The organism is Sphingobacterium sp. GQ94, from assembly GCF_059758715.1.
In genome coordinates, this window is sequence record NZ_JCAXEC010000002.1 from 101,336 (window position 1) to 124,735 (window position 23,400).

15 protein-coding genes are annotated in these 23,400 nt (G+C 34.0%); 9 read left to right on the top strand and 6 right to left on the bottom strand.

Annotation, left to right across the window (positions count from 1 at the left end; genetic code table 11):
* The first annotated feature begins 227 nt into the window (after nucleotides 1-227).
* The gene (locus AC6CHH_RS02230; protein ID WP_498279284.1) at nucleotides 228-611 is read left to right on the top strand and encodes a YkvA family protein; all 384 of its coding nucleotides are present in this window, start codon (nucleotides 228-230) and stop codon (nucleotides 609-611) included.
* Between the two features lie 117 nt (nucleotides 612-728).
* Nucleotides 729-1,817 carry a serine hydrolase domain-containing protein gene (locus tag AC6CHH_RS02235; RefSeq protein WP_498279286.1) on the top strand — a complete coding sequence of 363 codons (1,089 nt, stop codon included), beginning with the start codon at nucleotides 729-731 and terminating at the stop codon, nucleotides 1,815-1,817.
* Between the two features lie 119 nt (nucleotides 1,818-1,936).
* Here AC6CHH_RS02235 and AC6CHH_RS02240 read toward each other — a convergent pair whose 3' ends face one another.
* The 3 genes from AC6CHH_RS02240 to AC6CHH_RS02250 all read right to left on the bottom strand — a co-directional run bounded on the left by AC6CHH_RS02240 (nucleotide 1,937) and on the right by AC6CHH_RS02250 (nucleotide 4,092).
* Nucleotides 1,937-2,473: a DUF1697 domain-containing protein gene (locus AC6CHH_RS02240; RefSeq protein ID WP_498279288.1), complete on the bottom strand. Its 537-nt coding sequence runs from the start codon at nucleotides 2,471-2,473 to the stop codon at nucleotides 1,937-1,939.
* A 53-nt stretch (nucleotides 2,474-2,526) separates the two neighbouring features.
* Complete coding sequence (locus AC6CHH_RS02245) at nucleotides 2,527-3,354, bottom strand: VOC family protein (RefSeq protein ID WP_498279290.1); 828 nt, start codon at nucleotides 3,352-3,354, stop codon at nucleotides 2,527-2,529.
* A gap of 264 nt (nucleotides 3,355-3,618) precedes the next feature.
* Nucleotides 3,619-4,092, bottom strand: coding sequence for a VOC family protein (locus AC6CHH_RS02250; RefSeq protein WP_498279292.1), 474 nt, complete (start codon nucleotides 4,090-4,092; stop codon nucleotides 3,619-3,621).
* 644 nt (nucleotides 4,093-4,736) lie between these two features.
* Between AC6CHH_RS02250 and AC6CHH_RS02255 the strand changes: the two genes are divergently transcribed.
* The gene (locus tag AC6CHH_RS02255) at nucleotides 4,737-5,063 is read left to right on the top strand and encodes a zinc ribbon domain-containing protein (RefSeq protein WP_498279758.1); all 327 of its coding nucleotides are present in this window, start codon (nucleotides 4,737-4,739) and stop codon (nucleotides 5,061-5,063) included.
* A 43-nt stretch (nucleotides 5,064-5,106) separates the two neighbouring features.
* Here the strand turns inward: AC6CHH_RS02255 and AC6CHH_RS02260 are convergent, their stop codons facing one another.
* Complete coding sequence (locus tag AC6CHH_RS02260; RefSeq protein WP_498279294.1) at nucleotides 5,107-5,964, bottom strand: alpha/beta fold hydrolase; 858 nt, start codon at nucleotides 5,962-5,964, stop codon at nucleotides 5,107-5,109.
* Nucleotides 5,965-6,128: 164 nt separating this feature from the next.
* Between AC6CHH_RS02260 and AC6CHH_RS02265 the strand changes: the two genes are divergently transcribed.
* The 6 genes from AC6CHH_RS02265 to AC6CHH_RS02290 all read left to right on the top strand — a co-directional run bounded on the left by AC6CHH_RS02265 (nucleotide 6,129) and on the right by AC6CHH_RS02290 (nucleotide 18,079).
* Complete coding sequence (locus tag AC6CHH_RS02265; RefSeq protein ID WP_498279296.1) at nucleotides 6,129-6,590, top strand: SRPBCC domain-containing protein; 462 nt, start codon at nucleotides 6,129-6,131, stop codon at nucleotides 6,588-6,590.
* 344 nt (nucleotides 6,591-6,934) lie between these two features.
* The gene (locus tag AC6CHH_RS02270) at nucleotides 6,935-7,639 is read left to right on the top strand and encodes a dienelactone hydrolase family protein (protein ID WP_498279298.1); all 705 of its coding nucleotides are present in this window, start codon (nucleotides 6,935-6,937) and stop codon (nucleotides 7,637-7,639) included.
* A 781-nt stretch (nucleotides 7,640-8,420) separates the two neighbouring features.
* On the top strand, nucleotides 8,421-11,654 hold the full coding sequence (locus AC6CHH_RS02275) for a SusC/RagA family TonB-linked outer membrane protein (protein ID WP_498279300.1): 3,234 nt from the start codon (nucleotides 8,421-8,423) through the stop codon (nucleotides 11,652-11,654).
* An 11-nt stretch (nucleotides 11,655-11,665) separates the two neighbouring features.
* Complete coding sequence (locus tag AC6CHH_RS02280; RefSeq protein ID WP_498279302.1) at nucleotides 11,666-13,543, top strand: RagB/SusD family nutrient uptake outer membrane protein; 1,878 nt, start codon at nucleotides 11,666-11,668, stop codon at nucleotides 13,541-13,543.
* A gap of 471 nt (nucleotides 13,544-14,014) precedes the next feature.
* The gene (locus AC6CHH_RS02285; RefSeq protein WP_498279304.1) at nucleotides 14,015-16,693 is read left to right on the top strand and encodes a cation-translocating P-type ATPase; all 2,679 of its coding nucleotides are present in this window, start codon (nucleotides 14,015-14,017) and stop codon (nucleotides 16,691-16,693) included.
* A gap of 327 nt (nucleotides 16,694-17,020) precedes the next feature.
* Entirely contained in the window at nucleotides 17,021-18,079 is a 1,059-nt protein-coding gene (locus AC6CHH_RS02290) for an NAD(P)-dependent alcohol dehydrogenase (protein WP_498279306.1), read from the top strand.
* A 58-nt stretch (nucleotides 18,080-18,137) separates the two neighbouring features.
* Here AC6CHH_RS02290 and AC6CHH_RS02295 read toward each other — a convergent pair whose 3' ends face one another.
* Entirely contained in the window at nucleotides 18,138-20,327 is a 2,190-nt protein-coding gene (locus AC6CHH_RS02295) for a glutamine synthetase III family protein (RefSeq protein WP_498279308.1), read from the bottom strand.
* 200 nt (nucleotides 20,328-20,527) lie between these two features.
* The gene (locus tag AC6CHH_RS02300) at nucleotides 20,528-23,320 is read right to left on the bottom strand and encodes a S9 family peptidase (protein WP_498279310.1); all 2,793 of its coding nucleotides are present in this window, start codon (nucleotides 23,318-23,320) and stop codon (nucleotides 20,528-20,530) included.
* Nucleotides 23,321-23,400 lie beyond the last annotated feature (80 nt).

A 23,400-nucleotide genomic window follows, 5' to 3' on the forward strand; every position in this document is an offset into this window, starting at 1 on the left:
CTTTTAAAAGTTATTCTATTTAACTTCTTATAACTCTCGTTATAATAATTTTAAAATAACCTTTTCTTACTATAAAAACGACCGAAGATCAGTTATATTGTGCTATTATTGTTTTTATTTAAAAAATATTTTCGGATACCTCTAGCACATTTTATAAAGTTTGATTTTGATAAAATTAAACCGTTATTATAATTCAATGTCTTAATAATTCAACGATAAAGATTAAAATGAAAAAAAGCTATCATAGGAAGGCTATTACATTATTTAATGTATTTAAAAATAGGAGTTTAACAAATGATGAAGTCCTTTTAGCAGAAAGCAAATCTCGCAATTTAGGAAATAAAACAAATGATTTTAATCTAGTACTTTCTATGATGAAAGATACCTTAGCGGGTAAATACAAAATCAATAGATGGAATCTGTCAATCATTGTTGGTACAATAATTTACATCATTTCGCCCTTAGATGCTATTCCCGATTTAGTTCCAGTATTGGGTTGGCTGGACGATGCCTCAATTGTAGGTTTTGCAATTTCAAAATTAGCAGATGAAATTGACCGCTACAGAAAGTTTAAAGATCTCAAAGACTCAGATTTACAAATTGTTGAATAATTGAACTTTTCAAGTAGGGGTTAGAAAATAACCCCTTTTTAGTTTAACCAAAATTTCTTAGCATTGGGAATGTATAAATTTCAATGTTTGTTTATAATAGGGTTAATAGTATGCTCTATGTCTTCTTTCAGTCAAACCTTATCTTCAAAGCTAGATAGCATTGTGTTTCAATATTATCCAAATCCTGAAGTGCCCGGTATTATGTTACATATTGTTGGAGCTAATCGGGAAGTAATCTACTCTAAAGGCAATGGCGTTGAAGAATTAACATCATCAAGGCCCATTGATTCAAAAAGTAATTTCAGAATGGCTTCAGTGAGTAAACAATTTACAGCATTGGCTATTGCATCATTATTCATGGATAAGAAATTGCGGTTTGAGCAAAAAATCAGTGATTTCTTCCCAAATTTGAAAGGTGAAGTTCGTAACATAACCATATTAAATCTCCTAAATCATACATCAGGAATAATTGATTATGAAGTTTTGATTCCAAATCGTCAAATTAAACAACTTGATGATTTGGATGTACTGAATTTTGTGACCCCTATTGATACATTATATTTTCCTTCCGGTTCTAAATTCAGGTATAGTAACTCAGGTTATTGTCTTCTATCTTTAATTGTAGAGAAGATCTCTGGAAGCAAGTTTGAAATCTTTGTTAGAGAAAACGTATTTAAACATCTGGAAATGTCAAACTCCCAAATTTTTAATCAGACTGTACAAATCAAAAATCGGGTTTATGGTTATCATTTCCGAAAAGATAAATTCATATTAGCGGATCAAAGTATAACTAGTGCAACCAAAGGAGATGGAGGTGTCTATACTTCCGCGGACGATTTTTGTCGATCCAACGTTTATATAACCTCTATCGTGAATCAATTATTGGCTAATGGGCGTAACAAAGAATTATTCTATGAGGTCAATCCCGAGGTTCGGTACGGCCAGGGACTTTTTCTAGCTGAAGATACCAATGGGAACGTGGTCTATTTCCATTCAGGAGAAAGCACTGGATTTCATAATATTATGTTAATGATTCCCGAGCGCGATATTTATATTTCTCTTTTTAGTAATCGAGATGATCTCATTATTGCTCCCTTCTTTGAAGAAATTTTAGAAGCAATGGATATACAAATAAACACTTTAGAAGACAAGCTGTTATTTAATTGGTTAAGTGATGTTTATGCTAATGAAATTGATGGAAAATAAACTCCGGAATGATTTGGATGACATATACCTTAAGTCGAAAAAAATAGCGAATTTTAATCTAATGATTTTTCGAGACTACGCCAGTTCGTCTAGACTATTGATTAAATCAAGTTTTAAAATTATATTTCATCAATTAAGTCCAATAGTTTCTTCATGGTATTCAAGTTCCGTGTTGTAGCACGTACTTTAAGCTTCTTCTCAAAAAAAGAGTTCGTTAATTTTGTTTTAGAGGCGCCTTTAGGCAAATAAATATAGATTATATCCCCTATGATTTCAAATCTGTCCGATTCTGAATTGAAATTTTTTATTTGATTAACTAAATCTAATTCGGGTTCATGTGATAGGAAACAAAAATACAATTGATTACCGGGTAATTCAGCATTAAATGGGTTCCTATTCAGAGTTTCAATTAATTTCATTTTAGAAACAATAAAATTGGAAACATTTATTTTAAAAGAATCTTGTATTATTCTACTGATATTTTGGCTTAATTTTGAATAATCTACACCTGTACTTAATACGATATTTCCACTTTGTATATAGGTTTTAACGTTAATAAAGTTATTGTGATGGAATACAATTTTTAATTCTTCCATTTTAATTATATTCTTACCCGAAACGTTTATCGCTCTTAGTAGTATAACATATTTATCCATTAAATCCAATCAATGAGTGAAATAATATCTATAATTTATAGATTATCAGAATATTATGCATTAGCCAAATCTTCAATAATAAGTTTTTTCATTTTTAACATTGCAGAAAATGCTTTAGGGTTTTCGATAATGAGTTTATTCATTTCTTCAGGAATAATTTGCCAACTGACACCAAATTGATCCTTGCACCAACCACATTGACTTTCTTCGCCCAATTCAGTTATTTTATTCCAAAAAAAATCTATTTCGTTTTGATCCTTACAAAATATACTAAAAGAAACTCCTTCGTTAAACGTAAAGTTTTGTGGCACCCCACTGTCCATTGCAGCTATTGTTAAACCTCCAGCCATAAATTGAGCATGCATTATTTGATTTTTCATTTCATCTTGTGGGTATTCTAAGATTCCTTGAAGTTTGAAATCCGGAAATAAACTGCCATAGAAATCTAATGCTTCTTTACATCTTCCTTGTTGCTTTTGGGCGAACATAATAGTCGGAACCACTGGTTGATTATTTACATCCGAACGTTTACCTAGGTACAATTGCCAGCTAAACCCATATTTATCTTCCAGCCATCCATAGTGGTCACTAAAAGGGTATTTTTCTAAAGGCATCAGAACCTTTCCTCCTGAAATTAGCTGTTTCCATGCAGAATCAATTTCATTTTTGGATTCATAAACCAGCATAAATGAAATTGATGGGTTTGGTTTGAACTGCGGACCTCCATTTATTCCCATTATTTCTACCCCTAGAACCTTTGCCTGTACCAGAACTCCACTGTCCTTTGTAATGTTCGTATCTGATAGAATAGTTGAATAGAGGTTGAAAGCTTCCTTTGCATTGTTGTCAAACATGAGACAAGGTATAATTCTATTTTTCATGGTTTTGTTTTTTAGAACCTTATGGAATTGAGCCATTAGAATAATTTCGTGGACAACGGACATGGTTATTTATTTTATTGGCCTTATTAACTTCGGTGACTAAGGCTTTTATAGTGATAATTCTTATAGTTAGATACAGACGAGTTATTTTTGATCCTAAACTCTAGACACCTAAATGATAGAAATGCAATTCAATAAGTAGGTTTTTAAGAAACAACAATTCTGTTGTTTCTTAAAAACTCTAGTATAAATGATAAAGATTTATTATCCCATCTTTTTATTTCCTTCGAAATGAATCATCCAATAAATTCCAAATTGATCTTGGAAGGATGAAAATGATTCAGCAAAAAAAGTTTCACCTAATTCCATTTCTATTTTTTTTGCTCCTTTAGTTAATGAATCAAATAAATCTTTTGCTTCAGTTTTGGATTGTGCATCTAACATAATGTAAGTAGAATTTCCAAAGGTGAGTGGGGTAGGGTTCATTTCTGTTCCATCTTCGTTAAAAAAGCCCTTAACAACATCTGAACCCATTAGCATTGAATCCTGATTAATATAAATTGCCGTATGCATGATTTTTCCTTTTGCCTCCTCAGGTAATGGAGGTTGATTTGGTTCTGCGGGCATATCATCAAAATAATAAGTGCCTAAATCTTCGGTTTTAAATGCTTTTTGATAAAATGCGAATGCCTCCTTACAGTTTCCTTCAAAATTTAAATAAGCGTGAATTTTTGCCATGATGTATTGTTTTTTAGTTTATATCTTTTGTTCGATAAAATTATCACTCTCTATTGACAACCTATTGTCAACATCTAGCGGTAATATAAATTTTTTCTAAGTTAAGTTCGTTATGAAGATTATAACGAAGTCATCATTACAATTGACATAAAAGTTTACTTAGTTTCATCTTTTAAATAAAAGAACGGAATCCACTAAATAAAAATCTCAAATTTTTAAATATTGCTCATACTTAATGGATTTACAATTCTTTATATAAGATATTCTCTTCTGTATAACTTCAACTAAGGTACTTTAGTTTTATTTTAGTTTTCTTGTCATAGGATAAGAAACAAAAATTATTTTGAGCATTTATTTAATCCGTGTCTAGCTATATTAACTCAAGTGGAGAATCATAAAATTATATACATTTTAAATATTGAGTACTCGCCTTAAAAAAAACAGTAATAAGCGTTTTTTTGTTAGTACTGATTCATAAAAATGCTGCGGAAACCCACTCATTGCCTAAGCGTGTGTGGGAGAGAAGGCAGCGACCCCCTAATTTTAAGACAACATCTGCTATTATCAACCACACCCTTTCCAAATCGATTGTAAAATCCGCTAAGGATAAAAGACAAGGGATTGCTATTTAAAACCTGACTAACATCCGTTTTAGTTCGAAACCTAGAAATAAAAAGTTTAGAACAAAACTTGGTCGTTGGTCTTTTGGTCAGCTGCGTTCCTTTCTGGAATACAAATCTCTTTTGAATGGTGTTAAGTTGATCGTTGTAGCACCTCAGTACACCTCCCAAACCTGTAATTGCTGCAGATATATTGGTAAAAAAACCAATAAGGTTTTTAAGTGTACAAATAAAAATTGCAAAGTGGATGTGATTGATGCCTGTAATGCCGCTCAAAACATTGCTTTGCTTGGGGCTGTTGTAAATCTGCCCGAAAGATGCAATATCTATAGTTGTACTGTGCATTATTGATGTCTAAAGCCCATGCCATCACAAAGTGTGTGTGGGTAGTTTACTATTGCTTATTCTCAAAATGAGAAATCATTCCACTCTGTGCGTTGATAATTTGATCCCAATCATCTTCATGAAGTTCATGTCCTGTACCTTCTAAAATTAAAAAATTTTGTGCTTTAAGTTTTTGAACTAGTATTGGTGCAAAATTAAAATGACAAATAATATCATCTGTTCCGTGTATGACTAAAGATGGAGATTTTATATTTTCAATTTTATTATAGAAATCCATTCCACCTTCTAAGGACGCGTGATTGAACTGACTCTGAAAATTTGCAGCCCTTTGATACGATTTTTTTAAATAGTTAATGGCCTTTTCATCATTAAATGGTTTTCTGCCATTCATTAATTTGGAACCTTGTAACATATATTCAATTACTTTTTGTTCATCATTCCAGTCTATATTTTCTGCCTTTGCCTGATATTTTAACACTCTCACGTCCATATCTGGGATATTCGAATCTACGAGACACCAGGGCATTGTGCTCATTAATGTCAATGTTCTTACTTTTTCTGGATATTTAATGGCGAGAATTTGAGCTATCATGCCGCCTAATGAAATACCTAACAAATGAACAGAATCTAATTCGTAGGCTTTTAGAATTTGTGCTATGTCTTCCACAAGATCGTCAATACTATAATTTGAGCTCCCTGGTTGATAACTTGTTGACTGACCCGTATCTCTAAAATCAAATCGTATTACATGATGACCTTTATTAGCTAATTTTTCACAGAACTCTTCGTCCCAAAATAACATCGAAACAGTAGCTCCAGCAATTAACATGATCGTTGGATTATCTATGTTACCAAAGGATTGAGTATATAGATTAATATTATTCGTACTTACTATTTTTTCTTTCATCTCTATTTAATTAGATTTTAGTAAATTTAAATATGATATTTTTGAATACCAGCTTTTATGAGGTAGTAAAAAATAACAGTTAAACTTAAACAAAATTTCTTTAAAATTAACATATTGAGTAAATCAAAAAACGTTAGCATTAAAGAATTATTAACTTGCAATTTATGGACAATTTTTTAACAGCAAAAGCTTCAATTCAGATTCAAAAATCAATACACGACGTATTTGAAGCTATAGTCTCGCCAGATAAAATGAGTGGTTATTTTATTGAAAAATCTACAGGAAGATTGGAGAATGGTGTAACAGTCTATTGGAAGTTTCCTGAATTCAAAGAGACTTTCCCGGTTACTGGCCGGGTTATTAAACCATATGAATATATCTCCTTTGATTGGACTGGAAAGGAGGGAATGCTTGTCGAAATATTCTTAGAAGGTGTTTCTGGACATGAAACGATTGTGAAAGTGAAAGAAAGCAGAATGAAAAAAAATGAAGAAGGTATTCTTCAAGCTATAGGGCAAACTGAGGGATGGGCAAATTTTCTTTCTTGTTTGAAAGCAAATCTGGAGTACGGTATTAATTTAAGAAGAGGCGCATTTGACTTCATGAAAAGCACGAAGTCTGATTGATAGAATCCGCCTCCAGCATTATCGTTTTTGACTATAAAGCAATCAGGATGATTCCAGGCAATGAATTAATTGTCTATTTCTGTTTAATGTTCCAATAATCCCTATTTCGTATTTAAATACATTATTATTGAACTGCAAGTTTTAAAATAACAATGTGTTACTTTCAAATATAATTATAACTCATAACTAGAAAATTACTTTTTGAATCATGTACTAACTTAAATATGAATGCTTTAAAACTTTTTTTTCCTAAAAATGTTATATATAACTAGTAAGGGAGTAAAAACAAATACATGATGAACTCTTTAATTAAATCGACAGCATACCTTATAACCTGTATAATAATGGGATCAAATTCTTCAATTGGTCAGGAGTTAAATCCTATTGTCTACTTTGATGGTGATCAAAAATTGAATGGGTTAGTTTCCACAAATCTAGGAGACAAAACTCAAGCTGTTTTAATTTTGCCTGCTTGGAAAGGAATAGATGAAGAAGCAAAAGACGCCGCTAAAAATCTTCAAAAGGAGGGATATATTACTTTTATAGCTGATATTTATGGGGAGGGAAAATACCCAACCGATAATTCAACTGCATCGAAAATATCTTCTATATTTAAATCAGATTACAGATTTTATCAAAAACGAATACAGCTTGCTATTGATGAGCTGGAAAAGCTAGGTGCTACAAAGATTGCTGTTATTGGGTATTGCTTTGGTGGAACTGGAGCTTTGGAAACTGCTCGAGGGGGGTTAAATGTAAAGGGGATTGTATGTATACACGGCGGACTAGCTAAATCTTCTGACCGACCAAATAATCCTATAAAGACTAAGATTTTAATAGAACACCCTGCAGATGATAAGAGTGTGAAGAAGGAAGATTATGAAAATCTAATTAAAGAACTGAACGATGGACATGCCGATTGGCAAATTATCACGTATGCTAATTCAAAACATACTTTTACAAATCCTGAGTCTGCTGATTATAATGAGATTATGGCAAAACGTGCTTGGAAACATACTAAGATATTTTTACAAGAGGTTTTAAAATAGAAAAGTATTGGATTAATTTTTTAATTCAATTAATACAACCAAAGGGGGGATCAGAATCGCTAATCTGATCCCTTTTTAGTATGTAGGAAGAATCTGCTTTATTTCTTTAGACGGAAATGGCATTCTTAATTATTCGAATTGTAAAAGCTTGGTTTATTTAAAAAACGAGGTATTGACACCAAACTCGAAAATAGTTCCCACTTAAAGGTCTGATATTAGCTCACATTGAGTGTTTTTATCGTCTTGAGATTGACTTCCTTTTTTTTGTTGATAAATGTAAGATTGACGTGCAAAGTAAGGGGATAAATAAAGTCATTTCTACAGAAAGCTTAATTACATTTTTTGAAAATACAAGTGTTAATATTAATGCGATAAGGAAAAATATAATTAGTGTAATTAATTTTTTCATTTCTAAGATGGTTAAATGCTAGTTGGTTACATCCAAGTTAATTAATTTATTTTAATTCATTTGATTTTTTTTTAACAATCTCATATTTTATAGTAAAATATGAGATTGTTAAAAAAGGATTAGATCAGACCAACTTATAATTAGGATCAAATGTTACAAATAGCCTCAAATAAAATGGATGCAATTAAAGATTTAATAAATCGCTGGTAATCAGATTTAAGGTTTATTGAACAACGTATATAATCCAGTTTTTAAATAAGTAATTTGCTTCATCGGGTGACATCTTATCTACCAAAAATTTGCGCAAACTATTGTTTTTTTTATCTTCGAAAATACTAAACGTAAATCTTAAACAACTAACATCTTAAATCTATGGTTATACGCCGCCTTCTTTTCAATGGAAAGAATGGAATCAAATTGATGCGGTTTAGTGGAGTCTGTATGCTCTGTACACTCGCTACCCCATCTGTTTTTGCCCATTCTCCATCGCTCGGTACAGATTATTCATCGTACTGGCAAAATGAAATTATTGTTCAGGGTACAGTCAAAAATAATTCCACAGGGGAACCCATACCCGGTGTGACCGTCACCGTGAAAGGTAGTAATAAAGCTACGACAACAGACAGTCAAGGAAAATATCGATTAGAGGGTGTCCCAAGTACAGCGACATTAGTTTTTACTTCTATTGGTATGGAAAAGCGTGAAGTCGCTGTGTCAAATCAAACCACAATCGATATTGAATTAACAACTACTCTGGCTGATATTGATGAGGTTGTTGTTGTAGGATATGGAACTCAGAAAAAGGCTACTGTTACAGGTGCAGTTTCTGCTGTGAAAGGGGATGAATTAAAAAAGTCTCCAGCAATTAATCTTTCAAATGCGATTGCGGGCCGTGTGGCCGGGGTAGTAGCAACAAATCGTAGCGGTGAACCAGGAGGAGATGGTTCGGGAATAAGAATTCGAGGCACAAATACGCTAGGTGAAAGTGGTCCCCTCATTGTTATTGATGGTATACCTGCAAGGGCAGGTGGTATAGAACGGTTAAATCCTGCTGATATTGAGAATATTTCAGTTCTAAAGGATGCATCTGCCGCGATTTACGGTGCACGTGCAGCAAACGGAGTTATACTTGTTACCACCAAAAGAGGGAAAACAGGAAAACCGGAACTCTCTTACACGTTTAATCAAGGTTTTTCCCAAGCTACTGTAATACCAGATTTGGCAGACGCTGTTCAATACTCAGAAATGCGTAATGAACTTGAAATATTTAAATTACCAGTCGAGGAATGGAAAGCTGCACTTGATGCTTTTAATTCGACAGGAACTTATAAAAAACCGAATGGTGACCTTCTTTCTGCTCCATTTAATCCAGAAGACCGTAAGCTCTTTGCTGATGGTTCTGACCCATGGGGGCATCCTAATACCGATTGGTATGATGATGGTTTGAAAAACTGGTCCCCTCAATCCAAACACAACCTTCAATTAACGGGAGGTTCCGAGGATTTCAAATATCTGATGTCTTTAGGTTATCTTAATCAAGATGGTTATTATAAGAATTCTGCCAATGGATATAAACAATATGATATTAGGGTAAATTTGGATGCCAATATTAACAAATACGTTAAAACTCAATTTGGAATTCTAGGAAGACAGGAGAACCGCGAATATCCGACAAAAAGTGCTGGTACAATATTTCGAATGTTGATGCGGGGAAATCCAACTCAACCAGCTTTTTGGCCGAATGGTGCTCCAGGACCAGATATTGAAAATGGCGAAAACCCAGTTGTTATTGCGACTGATGCAACAGGATATGATCGGAATAAACGTTATTACTTCCAAACTAATGGTCAAATTGAAGTCTTGATTCCTGGCATTGATGGACTGAAAGTGACTGGAACTGCTGCAATCGATAAATATGTGCGAGGATCTAAAAAATGGGAGACACCTTGGTTCTTAAATACATGGCAAGGAGATTATGAGGCTGATGGAGTTACTCCTTTATTAGTTGCAGGGAAAAGAGGACCTTCCGAACCTAGATTGACGCAAAGTACTGAAGATCAAATGAATGTTCTTCTAGGGTTGGTTGCAAGTTATGATAAAACGTTTGGTGATCATACTTTAAATGTTTTAGCCGGGGTGAATCGCGAGACTATTCGTAATGATAATTTTTCTGCATTTAGAAGGTTCTTTATTTCCAATAATATTGATTATCTGTTTGCCGGAGGTGATGGTGAAAAAAATAATGATGGAGGCGCATGGGAACGTGCTCGCCAAAATTATTTTGGTAGATTGAATTACAATTATAAGGGAAAATACATCGCTGAATTGCTTTGGAGATATGATGGATCGTATATGTTTCCTGAACCTTCACGCTACGGTTTTTTTCCAGGAGCAATGTTAGGATGGGTAGTTTCAGAAGAAAACTTCTGGAAAGAGAATGTACCTTTTGTGAATTATTTTAAGATAAGAGCTTCTTACGGTCAAATGGGGAATGATAATATTTATTATGACGATTTATTGCAAGAATATCAATATTTCTTAACCTATGGATTTGGAACCTATATTATAGATAATCAAGCTGTTAAATCTCTTGAGGAGAGCCGTGTCCCTAATATGTTTATTACTTGGGAGGTGGCAAATAATTACAATTTAGGTTTTGATTTCCAATTTTTGGGTGGAAAAATGAATGCTGAATTTGATTTATTTAAAAACAGTCGTGAAAGTATCCTTTGGAGAAGAAATGCCTCTATTCCGCAAAGCACAGGGATGTCCTTACCTGCGGAAAATATAGGAAAAGTTGATAACTCTGGATTTGATTTTAATGTTGGATACCGAGATCAGATTAATGAATTAGGATTCAATGTCTCTGTTAATGGGGGATATGCAAAAAATAAGATTATTTTTTGGGATGAGGCACCTGGCGCCCCTGAATGGCAAAGAAGTACCGGACGTGCTATAAACGCAGAATTGTATTATAATTATGACGGAGTGTTTAAAGATCAGGCTGAAATTGATGCTAATACAATTGATTATAGCGACATCACGAGTAATTTACGCCCAGGTGATATGAAATATCAAGATTATGATGGAGACGGAAAAATTACGCCCGATGATCGCATCCGCCGAGATAAGAATAATACACCAACTTTCCAAGGAGGTTTGAACTTAGGTTTTAATTATAAAAATTTCGACTTATCTATTTTATTTCAAGGAGCAACCGGTGGTGAGTTAAGAGTTGGAACAGATGAATCAGGGGCGATCGGTAACTATCTGTTGGATTTTTATGAAAACAGATGGACTATTGATAATCCAAGTAGTGTTTATCCTCGAATTACAGATCGTAGTGACCAATATTATTCATATAATAATACGTATTGGTTAAGAAGTACAAATTATTTGAGACTGAAAAATGTAGAATTGGGATACAATCTACCAACAGAATGGTTGAAGAAAGCAGGGATTAGTAATGCTAGAATCTTCCTAAGTGGACAAAACTTGTTGACTTGGAGCAAAATCAAAGTATATGACCCTGAATCCAATAATGCTTTGGGACAATATTATCCTCAAGCTCGACTAATTAACACAGGGATTATGGTTTCCTTTTAATGATTGATATTATGAATTTAAAGTTTAAAATACAATATATTCCTTTAGCCCTTATGGGTTTTATGGCATCTTGTAATGACGATTTTGTCAGTACAAAGCCGCTAGGTGAGGTACCTGCGGAAATCGTGTGGACTGATGCGGCACTCGCTCAAGCGTTTGTATATGAAATATATAACGGTTTTGGAGTAGGCGGCTTCTACGAACAACAAATGGCATCGATGACTGATGAAGCCTTATTTACACATCCTGGTCGAGGAATAAATACTGTTACTGAGAGCCGATCAAATTCGGCAGATCAAGGTTATGTAATGGATACTTATAGTTTTGGTAACATGTATAAGCGGATACGAGCTGCTAATATTGCAATTAAAAATTTGAAAGAGCCACAAATCGGTGATGACGTTAAAGCAGCTGAATTACTAGGTGAAGCTTATTTTTTACGGGCTTATTATTACCAACAACTTCTTAGATTTTATGGCGCGGTTCCTATTGTTACCAAAGTATATGAACTTGGAGAAGAAGATTACATGGAAGAACGATCTACTTATGAGGAATGTGTCAATTTAATCGTTAATGATTGTGATTCGGCCATAACATTGATGAAAGATGTTGTTAAGGTAGATGGAAGGGCAAACAGCGTTGCCGCTATGGCTTTAAAAGCAAGAGTACTTACTTATGCTGCAAGTGACTTGCATGACATCCCCACAGCTAAAGGAAAATCGTCTGTAATAAGTGCGTACGCCACACCTGAGTTTTTAGGCTACATTTCAGGGGATCGAAGAGAGAGATGGCAAAAAGCCAAAGCTGCAGCGAAATTGGTTTTAGATCAAGGGGATTATGCTTATAAATTAGATTTAACAGACTCTGCCAGTCTAGAAGAAGGGACTGCTAATTATTTGAGTATTGCAATGGGGGGCGGAAGTAAAGTTGCTGATGTTAAAGGGAAAATGGATTTGATCTTAGGTCGCTTCTTTATTGATGAAAAGGACGAAAGAGGGGGCTGGGTAGGGCGTGATAATGGTCCTAATGGATACCATAATTGGTCAGGAAATTCCCCAGTTCAACTATTAGTTGATGATTATGAATTGAGAACAGGAGAAAAATTTAATTGGAATAATCCTGAACATAAGGCAAGTCCATATACCAATCGCGATCCTAGGTTTTATGCAACGATACTTTATGATGGAGCCAATTGGAAGCCACGTACTGATGATGTGAAAAATCGTGATGAAGTAAATCAAATTCAAACTGGTCGCTATGAAATTGGAACAGGTGGAGGAAGCAGATCAGTGAGTCCCGGATTAGATACCCGAAATAGTCCAATTGAAGATTGGAATGGATCTTATACAGGTTATTACTACAGAAAATTTGTTGATCCAGATCCCGCTATTGTTGATCAAAATACACGCCAACAAATTCCTTGGCCAATTCTAAGGTATACCGAAGCTGTGTTGAACTATGTAGAGGCCTGTATTGAACTTGGAGAGGAAGCTGAAGCTAAAATTTGGTTGAATAGAATCAGATTCCGTGCAGGAATGCCAGCAATTGACGATTCAGGTGCAGCGCTGAAACAACGTTACCGTAACGAAAGACGAATCGAATTGGCATATGAAGAGCATCGATTCTTTGATGCCCGCAGATGGATGATTGCACCAACCACATTGGGTAGAAAAGTAACAACTATTGGAATTTTTGGAGCCTTGAAGCCTAATAAGACAGTGACAAAATATAGCTATGATTTAAGTAGTTATACGTATACCTACACTGTAAATACTCTAAATCCGGGTATAGAGAACAGAAGCTGGAATGATAAGATGTATTTCAGTTCATTTCATCGAGATGAAATTAATAGAAACACAAAATTAGTTCAAAATCCTGGGTATGAATAGGTAATAATTAATTTTGAACAAAAAAAGGGGAACAAAATAATAGAATAGTAAAAATCCCGATCCAACTTTAAAAACGATCAAGTAAAATAGTGTTTACTTGATCGTTTTTTTATATTCCATTTTTTAACAAAAAGTCTCCTTTTCTCTAATCTCTTTTGAAGGAGACTTTTGAGTTCCTCCTTATAAATCTTCTTTTTTAAATAAAATGAAAAATATTTCGATAACTAACATTTTTCCACTATTTGTGTTTAATTAAAACAGAACAAAGATTCTGAAAGATAATTTGGTCCCAAAGTAAGTTGGAGGAATAAAATGCTGGGTAAATGTCCAAATTGGACGTTAGAAATGGGAAATTTTCGTTGTATAATTTCACTATTATTATAACATCCTCCCAGGATAAATGTAATTGTGTTTTGGCGATAAAATGATGGGGTAAAATATCTTTCATTGAACAATTGAAATCCCTTTAACATGAATACATTTAATGAAAATAAAATTAAAGATTCTTTTAGGCTATCCATCAATGAGGTGATAGCTGAATTTAATGTAGATCCAAAAATAGGTTTAAGCACAAAAGAAGCCAATAGTAGATCTGCGGACTCTGGTCCTAATCGATTAATGGAAGTAAAAAAGAAATCTTTTTTGAGGATATTTCTTTCTCAATTAAATGATGCACTCATCTATGTGCTTTTTGTTGCGGTATTGATCACTTTTATAATGGGTGAATACACCGATGGAGTAATAATTTTAATGGTCATTCTTATCAACGCATTTCTGGGATTATTTCAGGAAATTCGCGCCAATAATGCTATTGATGCATTAAGAAGTTTGTCACAACCAAATGCAATCGTTCTTCGGGAGGGAAAGAATCAAGAACTTGATGCAGAGACTTTAGTTCCAGGTGATATAGTATTTTTAGATGCTGGTCGATACGTCCCTGCTGATTTAAGGCTAATTGAATCGGCAGATTTAAAAATTGATGAATCGGCTCTGACGGGTGAATCTGTCGCTACGCAAAAAGATGCAAGCGCTATACTTAAAGATGAATCATTACCTATCGGGGATAGGAAAAACTTGGCGTTTATGTCAACCTTAGTAACTTTCGGAAGGGCAACAGGCGTTGTTATTGGTACAGGCGATAAAACTGAAGTGGGAAAAATTGCCGGATTTTTAGGAGAAGAACAGCAAGATAAAACACCTTTAGAAGTCAGATTAAATCACTTGGGGAAAACAATAGGTAAGATAGCTGTGATTATTTGTCTGATAATCTTTGTGATATCTTATTTTCAAGGTCGTGATTTGTCTGAACTGTTCTTGACCTCTGTATCATTAGCTGTTGCGTCTATACCCGAAGGTTTAGCCGCAATAGTTGCTATTGTGCTCTCCATTGGAGTAACAAAAATGGCAAAGAAAAATGCAATAATTAAAAAATTACCAGCTGTTGAAACCCTAGGGTCAGTAAATATTATTTGCTCGGATAAAACAGGAACTTTAACTCAAAACAAAATGACAGTACAGGAATTATTCACCTTTACTGATAATTTATCGACTGTTAATGGGCCAAAAGAGGCATCCGATGAGGAAAAATTTCTTGCTAAAGCTATGACTTTAGCATCGGATGCAACCTTAGAAGCTAATAAACAAACAGGTGATCCAACAGAGGTAGCTTTATTGGTTTTAGCGGACTCTTTTCAGATTAATAGAGCAATGCTTCAGACAGAACAACCTAGAATAGATGAACGAGCTTTTGATTCAGATCGCAAATTAATGTCAACTCTTCATGAATCCGATGGTAATTTTGTGGTTTACGCAAAAGGAGCGGTTGATAATCTAATTCTTAAGTGTGATTCGGTTCTTGAGCACTCAGAAATTATTCCCCTCACCGATACGCATAGAACACAATTGGACGAAATGGCTTCGCAAATGGCAAACAATGCATTAAGAACTTTGGCTGTTGCATATAAATCAAGTAAAACAAAAATTTCGCGTGAGCAATTCGAAGATAATTTGATATTTATAGGTATGGTTGGTATGATTGATCCTCCTCGGAAAGAGGTTAAAGGTTCTATCGAAACAGCACATGGAGCCGGAATTATTACGGTTATGATTACTGGAGACCATCGAAACACCGCATTGGCTATTGCGAAAGAACTGGGAATTGCAAATAAGGATTCCCAAACAATAACTGGAAAAGAAATCAGCAACATGTCTGTCGAAAAACTTCAAACCTTAATAATGGATTATAAAGTATTTGCTAGGGTTTCTCCAGAAAATAAAGTCAATATTGTTAAGGCTTTTAAAGCAAATGGAAATATAGTTTCAATGACAGGGGACGGTGTGAATGATGCCCCATCGTTGAAGATTGCTGATATCGGTGTCGCCATGGGAATTACGGGAACTGATGTTGCTAAAAACGCGTCTGATATGATTCTTGCAGATGATAATTATGCAACTATTATTAGTGCAATTGAAGAAGGTAAAAATATTTATAATAATATTAAAAAGGCTGTAATATTCTTACTTTCTTCTAATTTGGGTGAGGTAGTTGCAATGTTCGTTGCAATAGTTTCTGGTCTGCCAGTTCCACTATTGGCAACCCAATTACTTTGGATTAACCTAATAACAGATACCTTGCCAGCGGTTGCACTTGGTTTAGAACCAAGCAATCCGGAAGTTATGAAGGAGAAGCCAAGACCCTTAAAAGAAAACTTTTTTTCTCATGGAGGTATTAAACGTATTATTATTGCGGGAATTTCAATTGGATTTTTGACAATCATCGCGTTCCTTTATGGATACCAAACACAAGGGTACAATCCTTTTTCAGATAATGTCCCAGAGGAAATCAATCGATATGCTAGAACCATGGCTTTTTTGACCATTATTTCTTCTCAATTGTTGTATTCTCTTAGTTTCAAGAATGAAATTAAATCGATTTTTTCAACTGATCTATTTGCGAATAAATATTTGATTTCCGCTATTATATTTGGCTTTGGTCTTCAAGTACTGGTCCTTAATATCTCATTTTTGAAAGATTCATTTAAACTTCAAAGTCTTGGATTGAACGATTGGTTAATCTCCCTTAGCCTTGGAATAGTTCCATTGATAATAAGTGAGATATTCAAAATCTTTAAGCGATTAAAAAAATCATAAAAACCTTCAATGTTAAAAATTGTTAATCTCAGAGCTTGTACAAACTAAAGTTATTGAATTTGCGTTTTAAAAGCAAAGAAGAGTAATAAGAGTATATAATTTCATAATTTAGGTTAATAATTGGTTTGGTATAATCCTGAAGCTCCCCGCTTCAGGATTTCCTTATTTTAGGATGGTTCGTCTGAATTTTTAAAAAACATACTAGAAAAAATTATAAACCTTTAGGAGTTAACTTAACAAATGATTAATTTCAGAAAATATAGCCGTTTTTTTTAGTTCATGTCCGCGTTATAGTTCAATAATAATCACAAAAAACAAAATAAAGTAATGAGTAGTCATGTAAAATCATTTGGTACTCAAGCTGCAAATGCGGCTTTAGATCAACTAATAATTAAAAGGAGAGGAGTCACTCCTCAAGATGTAGAAATTGATATTTTATTCTGTGGAGTGTGTCACTCTGATCTGCATACGGCAAGAAATGAATGGCATGCTACAGTTTATCCTTGTGTTCCTGGTCATGAGATAATTGGTAAAGTTTTATCGATAGGCGAACAAGTAACAAAATTTCAAGTTGGGGATTTGGTTGGTGTAGGATGTATGGTAGATAGTTGCCGCAGTTGTTCGTCTTGTAAAGAAGGACTAGAACAATATTGTGAGAATGGGAATATCCAAACCTACAATGGTGCCGATTCTCATCTAGGAAATCATACGTATGGTGGGTATTCAGAAAAAATAGTTGTGGATGAAAAGTTTGTTCTACATATTCCAGAAAATTTGGATCCCGCTGCTGCCGCTCCATTATTATGTGCTGGTATTACGACGTATTCTCCTCTTAGACATTGGAATGTTGGACCAGGGAAAAAAATTGGTGTTATCGGTATTGGTGGCCTGGGGCACATGGGCGTGAAAATTGCCAATGCCATGGGAGCAGAGGTTATTGTTTATACGACATCTGAATCAAAAAAAGATGATGCAAAACGTTTAGGAGCACATGATGTGGTTGTATCAACTGATGCTCAACAAATGAAAAAGTATTTAAATAAATTGGATTTTGTTCTTGATTGTGTCTCCGCTTCACATGATATAAATATTTATTTATCACAACTAAAGAGAGATGGATCCTTAGCGCTGGTTGGTGCTCCTGAACACGCTATACCTGTCGCGGCTTTTAGCTTGATACCTGGGCGTAAAAGTTTTTCGGGTTCAACTATAGGTAGTATCGCTGAAACACAAGAAATGCTAAACTTTTGTAGTGAACATCAGATTACTTCCGATATTGAGATGCTTAATATTCAAGATATTAATAAGGCATATGATAGATTGCTGAAAGGGGATATCAAGTATAGATTTGTTATTGATATGGCAAGTTTGAAAAGACAAAACTAAAAAAAAACCTGGGTCAAATATAAGCCCAGGTCTTTTTATATTCAGTCGTTAATTAAATTTAGTGAATAAATAGTAGTTCACGTAATTTAGGTAAAGGCCATTTTGAATCATCTACAATTTTTTCTAACTTATTAACGTTATAACGGATTTCATCAAAGAATGGTTTTACAATTTCATCATAAGCAATCGCTTTTTCACGAAGGTCTTCTATATTATTCGCACTTTTCCTCGCTTGACGCATCTCTTCCGTTTTTTCTAGAATGATGTTCACGTGTTTTGAAATCCGTTCAAGGTAGTTAAGTTGTGAACTGTAAGACTCTTTACTTAATCCTAAATCTTTTAATCCCTTTACATTTTCAATAAGTTCGTTTTGATAAATAATACAAGCAGGAGCTATTTGACTAGTGACAACATCACCAATAACACGTGCTTCAATTTGTAATTTCTTATAGAAATTTTCTAATAATATTTCGTGACGAGCCTCAGATTCACGTTTTGTATAAATACCTAAATTTTCAAAAAACTCTAACGATTCAGGAGTTACATAAACATCTAGGGCTTTAGGTGTAGATTTAATGTTGGATAATCCACGTAGTGATGCTTCTTTTTCCCATTCTTCGCTATATCCATTTCCTTCAAAACGAATTGCTTTTGAATCCTTAATATATTTACGAACAACATTTAAGATTGCTAAATCTTTTTTAGTTCCTTTTTTTATCTGTTTATCAACTTCAATTTTAAACTCATTCAATTGATTTGCGACAATTGCATTTAAAATAATCATTGGTAATGCAGAATTTGCAGAGGATCCAACCGCACGGAATTCAAATTTATTCCCCGTAAATGCAAAAGGCGAGGTACGGTTTCGGTCCGTATTATCCAATTTTAAATCTGGAATTTTAGGGATACCATGCCATAAATTACTATCCGCTTTTACTTTTTTGGCGACGCGAGCGGATTCAACCTCTTCTAATATTTCATCTAACTGAGATCCTAAGAATATCGAAATAATGGCTGGGGGTGCTTCATTGGCTCCTAAACGATGATCGTTTGAATGGCTGGCTATAGAGGCACGTAATAAATCGGCATGTTCAAAAACGGCTTTGATGGTATTTACAAAGAAAGTTAAGAACATTAAGTTGTTTTTTGGTGTTTTACCTGGCGCTAGCAAATTTACACCAGTATTTGTAATAAGCGACCAATTGTTATGTTTCCCTGATCCATTTACCCCACTATAAGGCTTCTCATGTAATAAAATCTTAAAATTATGGCGAATCGCTACTTGTTCCATCAGATTCATCAACAACTGATTATGATCAATTGCCAAATTAATTTCTTCGAACATTGGAGCACACTCAAATTGAGAAGGAGCTACCTCGTTATGACGGGTTTTTAAAGGAATTCCTAGTTTTAGGGCTTCATTTTCAAGGTCAACCATATAGGCTAATACTCTTTCAGGAATAGCTCCAAAATAATGATCTTCCAATTGTTGACCTTTAGCAGACATATGTCCGAATAAAGTTCTGCCTGTCAGTTGTAAATCAGGTCTAGCATTATACAACGCAAGATCTACTAAGAAGTATTCCTGTTCAATACCTAATGAACCATTTACTTTGGTAACAGACTTATCAAAATATTGAGAAACTTCTGTTGCTGCTTTATCGATTGCGGAAATTGCTTTTAATAAAGGAGCTTTATAATCTAAAGATTCTCCTGTATAGGAAACAAATACAGTCGGAATGCAAAGTGTTTTACCTGCTCCCGTTTCGAAAATAAATGCTGGAGATGATGGGTCCCATGCTGTATATCCTCTGGCTTCAAAGGTGTTTCGGATTCCACCATTGGGAAATGATGATGCATCCGGTTCTTGTTGAACTAAAGCGTCTGCTGTAAATTTTTCAATCGCTGATCCATCACTATCTGGTTCAAAAAAAGCATCATGTTTTTCTGCGGTGGAACCTGTTAATGGTTGAAACCAATGTGTATAATGAGTAACTCCATTTTCTATTGCCCAAATTTTCATCGCTTGGGCAATGAATTCTGCCATTTCTCTGCTTATCTTTCTACCTTCATGAATGGAAGAGGATATTTCTTTGAAAGTTGCTTTTGGTAAAAAATCACGCATTTTAGCGATTGTGAAGACGTTTTTACCATAAATATTAATTGCACGTTCAGAGGTTACCTCAGTTTTAGCATTGAATTGATGCTTAGAGGCAGTTTCAACTGCCTTCATTCTAGAGTTTGACATGTTTTATTTATTGATTAATATATAATTTCAACTTGATTTCGTTAGTATATCTTCTTTGATAATCCAAAAGTAGAGTAAATTTAGCATTTGTTGTAGTTTTTTTTAAAAAAAATCAAATTTTTATCAGTTTTATAATATTACCTTGGTAAAAAGGAGGTGTTTTGACAAAAATAAAGCATAATTACTAATATATTATTGATTTAATTGCTGTCAAGGCCCCAGTCTATCCCTTTTTCAGTCGCCTTTACACCTTTCTTAATCCAATTTGCAGCAGGTTTTCCTTTTAAGAAGTGGTCGAAGAATTGTGCTTGGCGAATTTGAATGTCTTTTTTGTTTTGCCTCAATGTTAAATTATGTTCATCGCCATTGTAATTTAATAACCAGACAGGTTTGTTTAATCTTCTCAACGCGGAGAAGAATTCAATACCTTGGTACCATGGCACAGCGCCATCATGATCATTATGCATAATGGCCACTGGAGTATTAACCTGGTTCATAAAGAATAAGGGTGAATTTTCGATATACAAATCCAATGCTTCCCATAGTGGTTTCCCTATTCTACTTTGCGTTTGCTCATACTGGAACTGTCGAGACATCCCTGTGCTCCAACGAATTCCACCATAAGCTGAGGTCATATTGACGACTGGGGCGCCAGACCAAGCAGCTGCATACATATTTGTTCTGGTAATTAAATGGGCAACTTGATATCCTCCCCATGATTGCCCCTGAATTCCCATTCTTGTCGAATCTACCCAACTATAATTCGTTGAAAGAAATCGCATTCCAGAATTAACAAATTCTTCTGCTGATTTCCCTGGATAACCAATTTCATATTGAATATCTGGCGCAAATATTAAATATTCATTACTTACAAAGTATGGGATATTTAAACGCGATGGAGTAGGGCCTGGAGCATGATAAGTATACAATCCATCACTTAACTTCTCATAAAAATAAGCAATAATTGGATATTTTTTATTAGGATCAAAATTTTCAGGTTTATATAATAACCCTTCTGCCTTAAATCCTTTGGGCGTTATCCATTGCACCAATTCAGCAGTACCCCAATTATAATTTGATTGTTGAGGATTGATATTGGTAAGCCTAGTTTCTTTATTTAATTCGGTCAATAAATATAAATCTGGTGTATTTTGATAATCTTCTTTTGTATAAATGATTTTATCATAATTAAGATTTGCCATATAATATTTGAAGGTGTGCGGTTTTGACCATAATTGTTTAAACGTTTTATTTTCAATTTTATACAACCCGCTATATTTAGTCTTTTCATTAAAACCGTTTAAGTAAATGGTCTCACGTTCATCAATAAAATTAAATCTAATTCTCGGATCTTCTTCCTTTCGCAAATTTTGTATTCGATATATAATTTTTTCCTTTCTACCATTACCGGATGTTATGATCGATTTTTTATGTCCATCCAAATTGAATTTCCATACATCATATCGGTCATAAATATAAACATGATCTCCTTCCTTTGACCAACCAGCAATTCCGTATGGCCTAGGTTCTAAGGGAGTATCATTCTGTTCGTCTACGAAACCAGATTGAATATTGGAATTTAATTCAAAGGTTTTTTCATGTTCGATTTCGAAAGTACACCAATTGGAATTTTTTTGGTTAAAATATAAAACATATTTTCCATCAGGGGATAGATAGGCTTGTCCTTTAATATCCTTAGCAACAAGTTTGGTTTTAGAATTTATCATGGAAATTACATAAATATCAGATTTTCCTCCCCCTTGCCATTGAGATTCTATTCTATAGTTTTGATCTGATGTTGCAAGAGCCCATTCGTTGTCAGCATCTGGGGTAAACGTAATTTTGTTGTAGAAGATATCTGATAAAGGTTTTATACTATTCTTAATATGGTCTAAATCCATCATTGCAACGTAACTTCGGGTTTGATCTATTTTTAGATTCACAAGTTGCATGGATTGAAGATAATCATCTTTCCAATGCCAGATGTCTAGTTTTGCACGGTCAAAATCCACTAAAGTGGTATCTTTAAGTTTAGGAATAGGAGCCAACCCAAAAAATATACGCTCGGCTGATTTATTGAAACTTAATGAGCCATCGGCTGAAACTTGCCAATTTTCAGGTATTCCATTACTATTATTTTGAACAAGTATTTTTGCTGTATCTTGGTCTGTTGTGTAATAATATAATTTAAAATTCTTCAACTGTGAATTTTCAGGAGACTTATCCGCCAAAAATATTAATTTATCGCCTTGATCACTAAACGTAAACTGTTTATATATGCCCTTTCCATTACTGATTTTTTTTGTTTGTTCAGAATTAATATTGAATGAAAATAATCCTGAATTATCTAAAGAATCTTTATAAGTGTCCTTCCTAGTGAATAATAAATATCGTTCATCCTCACTTAAACTATAAGTTTCAACATCCAAAAAATTAGTTGTATCTCCTGTTTTAAGATTTAAAAGATGCAAAGTTCCGTTTTTTTCCACTTCATTATTGCTAGAGGTAGACCTATGCTTATCATTGCTATTTGATGAATCTACCTTGACTAATTTGTTCGGCTTTACCGTTTGAAAAGCAATGAAGTTTTTAATTTTCCGAGAGGTCTGAAGGGATTTGAGCTGTCCAAAAGTTTGGCTAACTTTGGACTGTATGTTCAAGACAAATAAGGAATCATTTGGCATTTGATCTGCACGTGCTTTTTTAATTTTTGCCGATCTAATTTGTTGGAACATAGGCTTGACAGTCGCAATTAAAAACTTTTCATCCTCACTTAGTTTTATATTTTTTCCCCGCGGTATCTCAATTATAAGATCATTATTTGATTTTTTAAGAATTGCTAATCCATCATTTTCTTGTGGTTCGATGTTGTAGTAGATATACTCTCCTGTTTTACTAATTTTTGGATCTGCTACAGATTTCCAATTATCATATAGAGAATGATCAATTGGTTTTTTTTGAGAATAAGCAGAGGAAATAAATATTACTGACAAAAACAGAATACTATACTTTTGTTTTGTTATATAATAATTAAAGTTGAGATTCATAATTAATAAAAAAAGACTAACTTGGT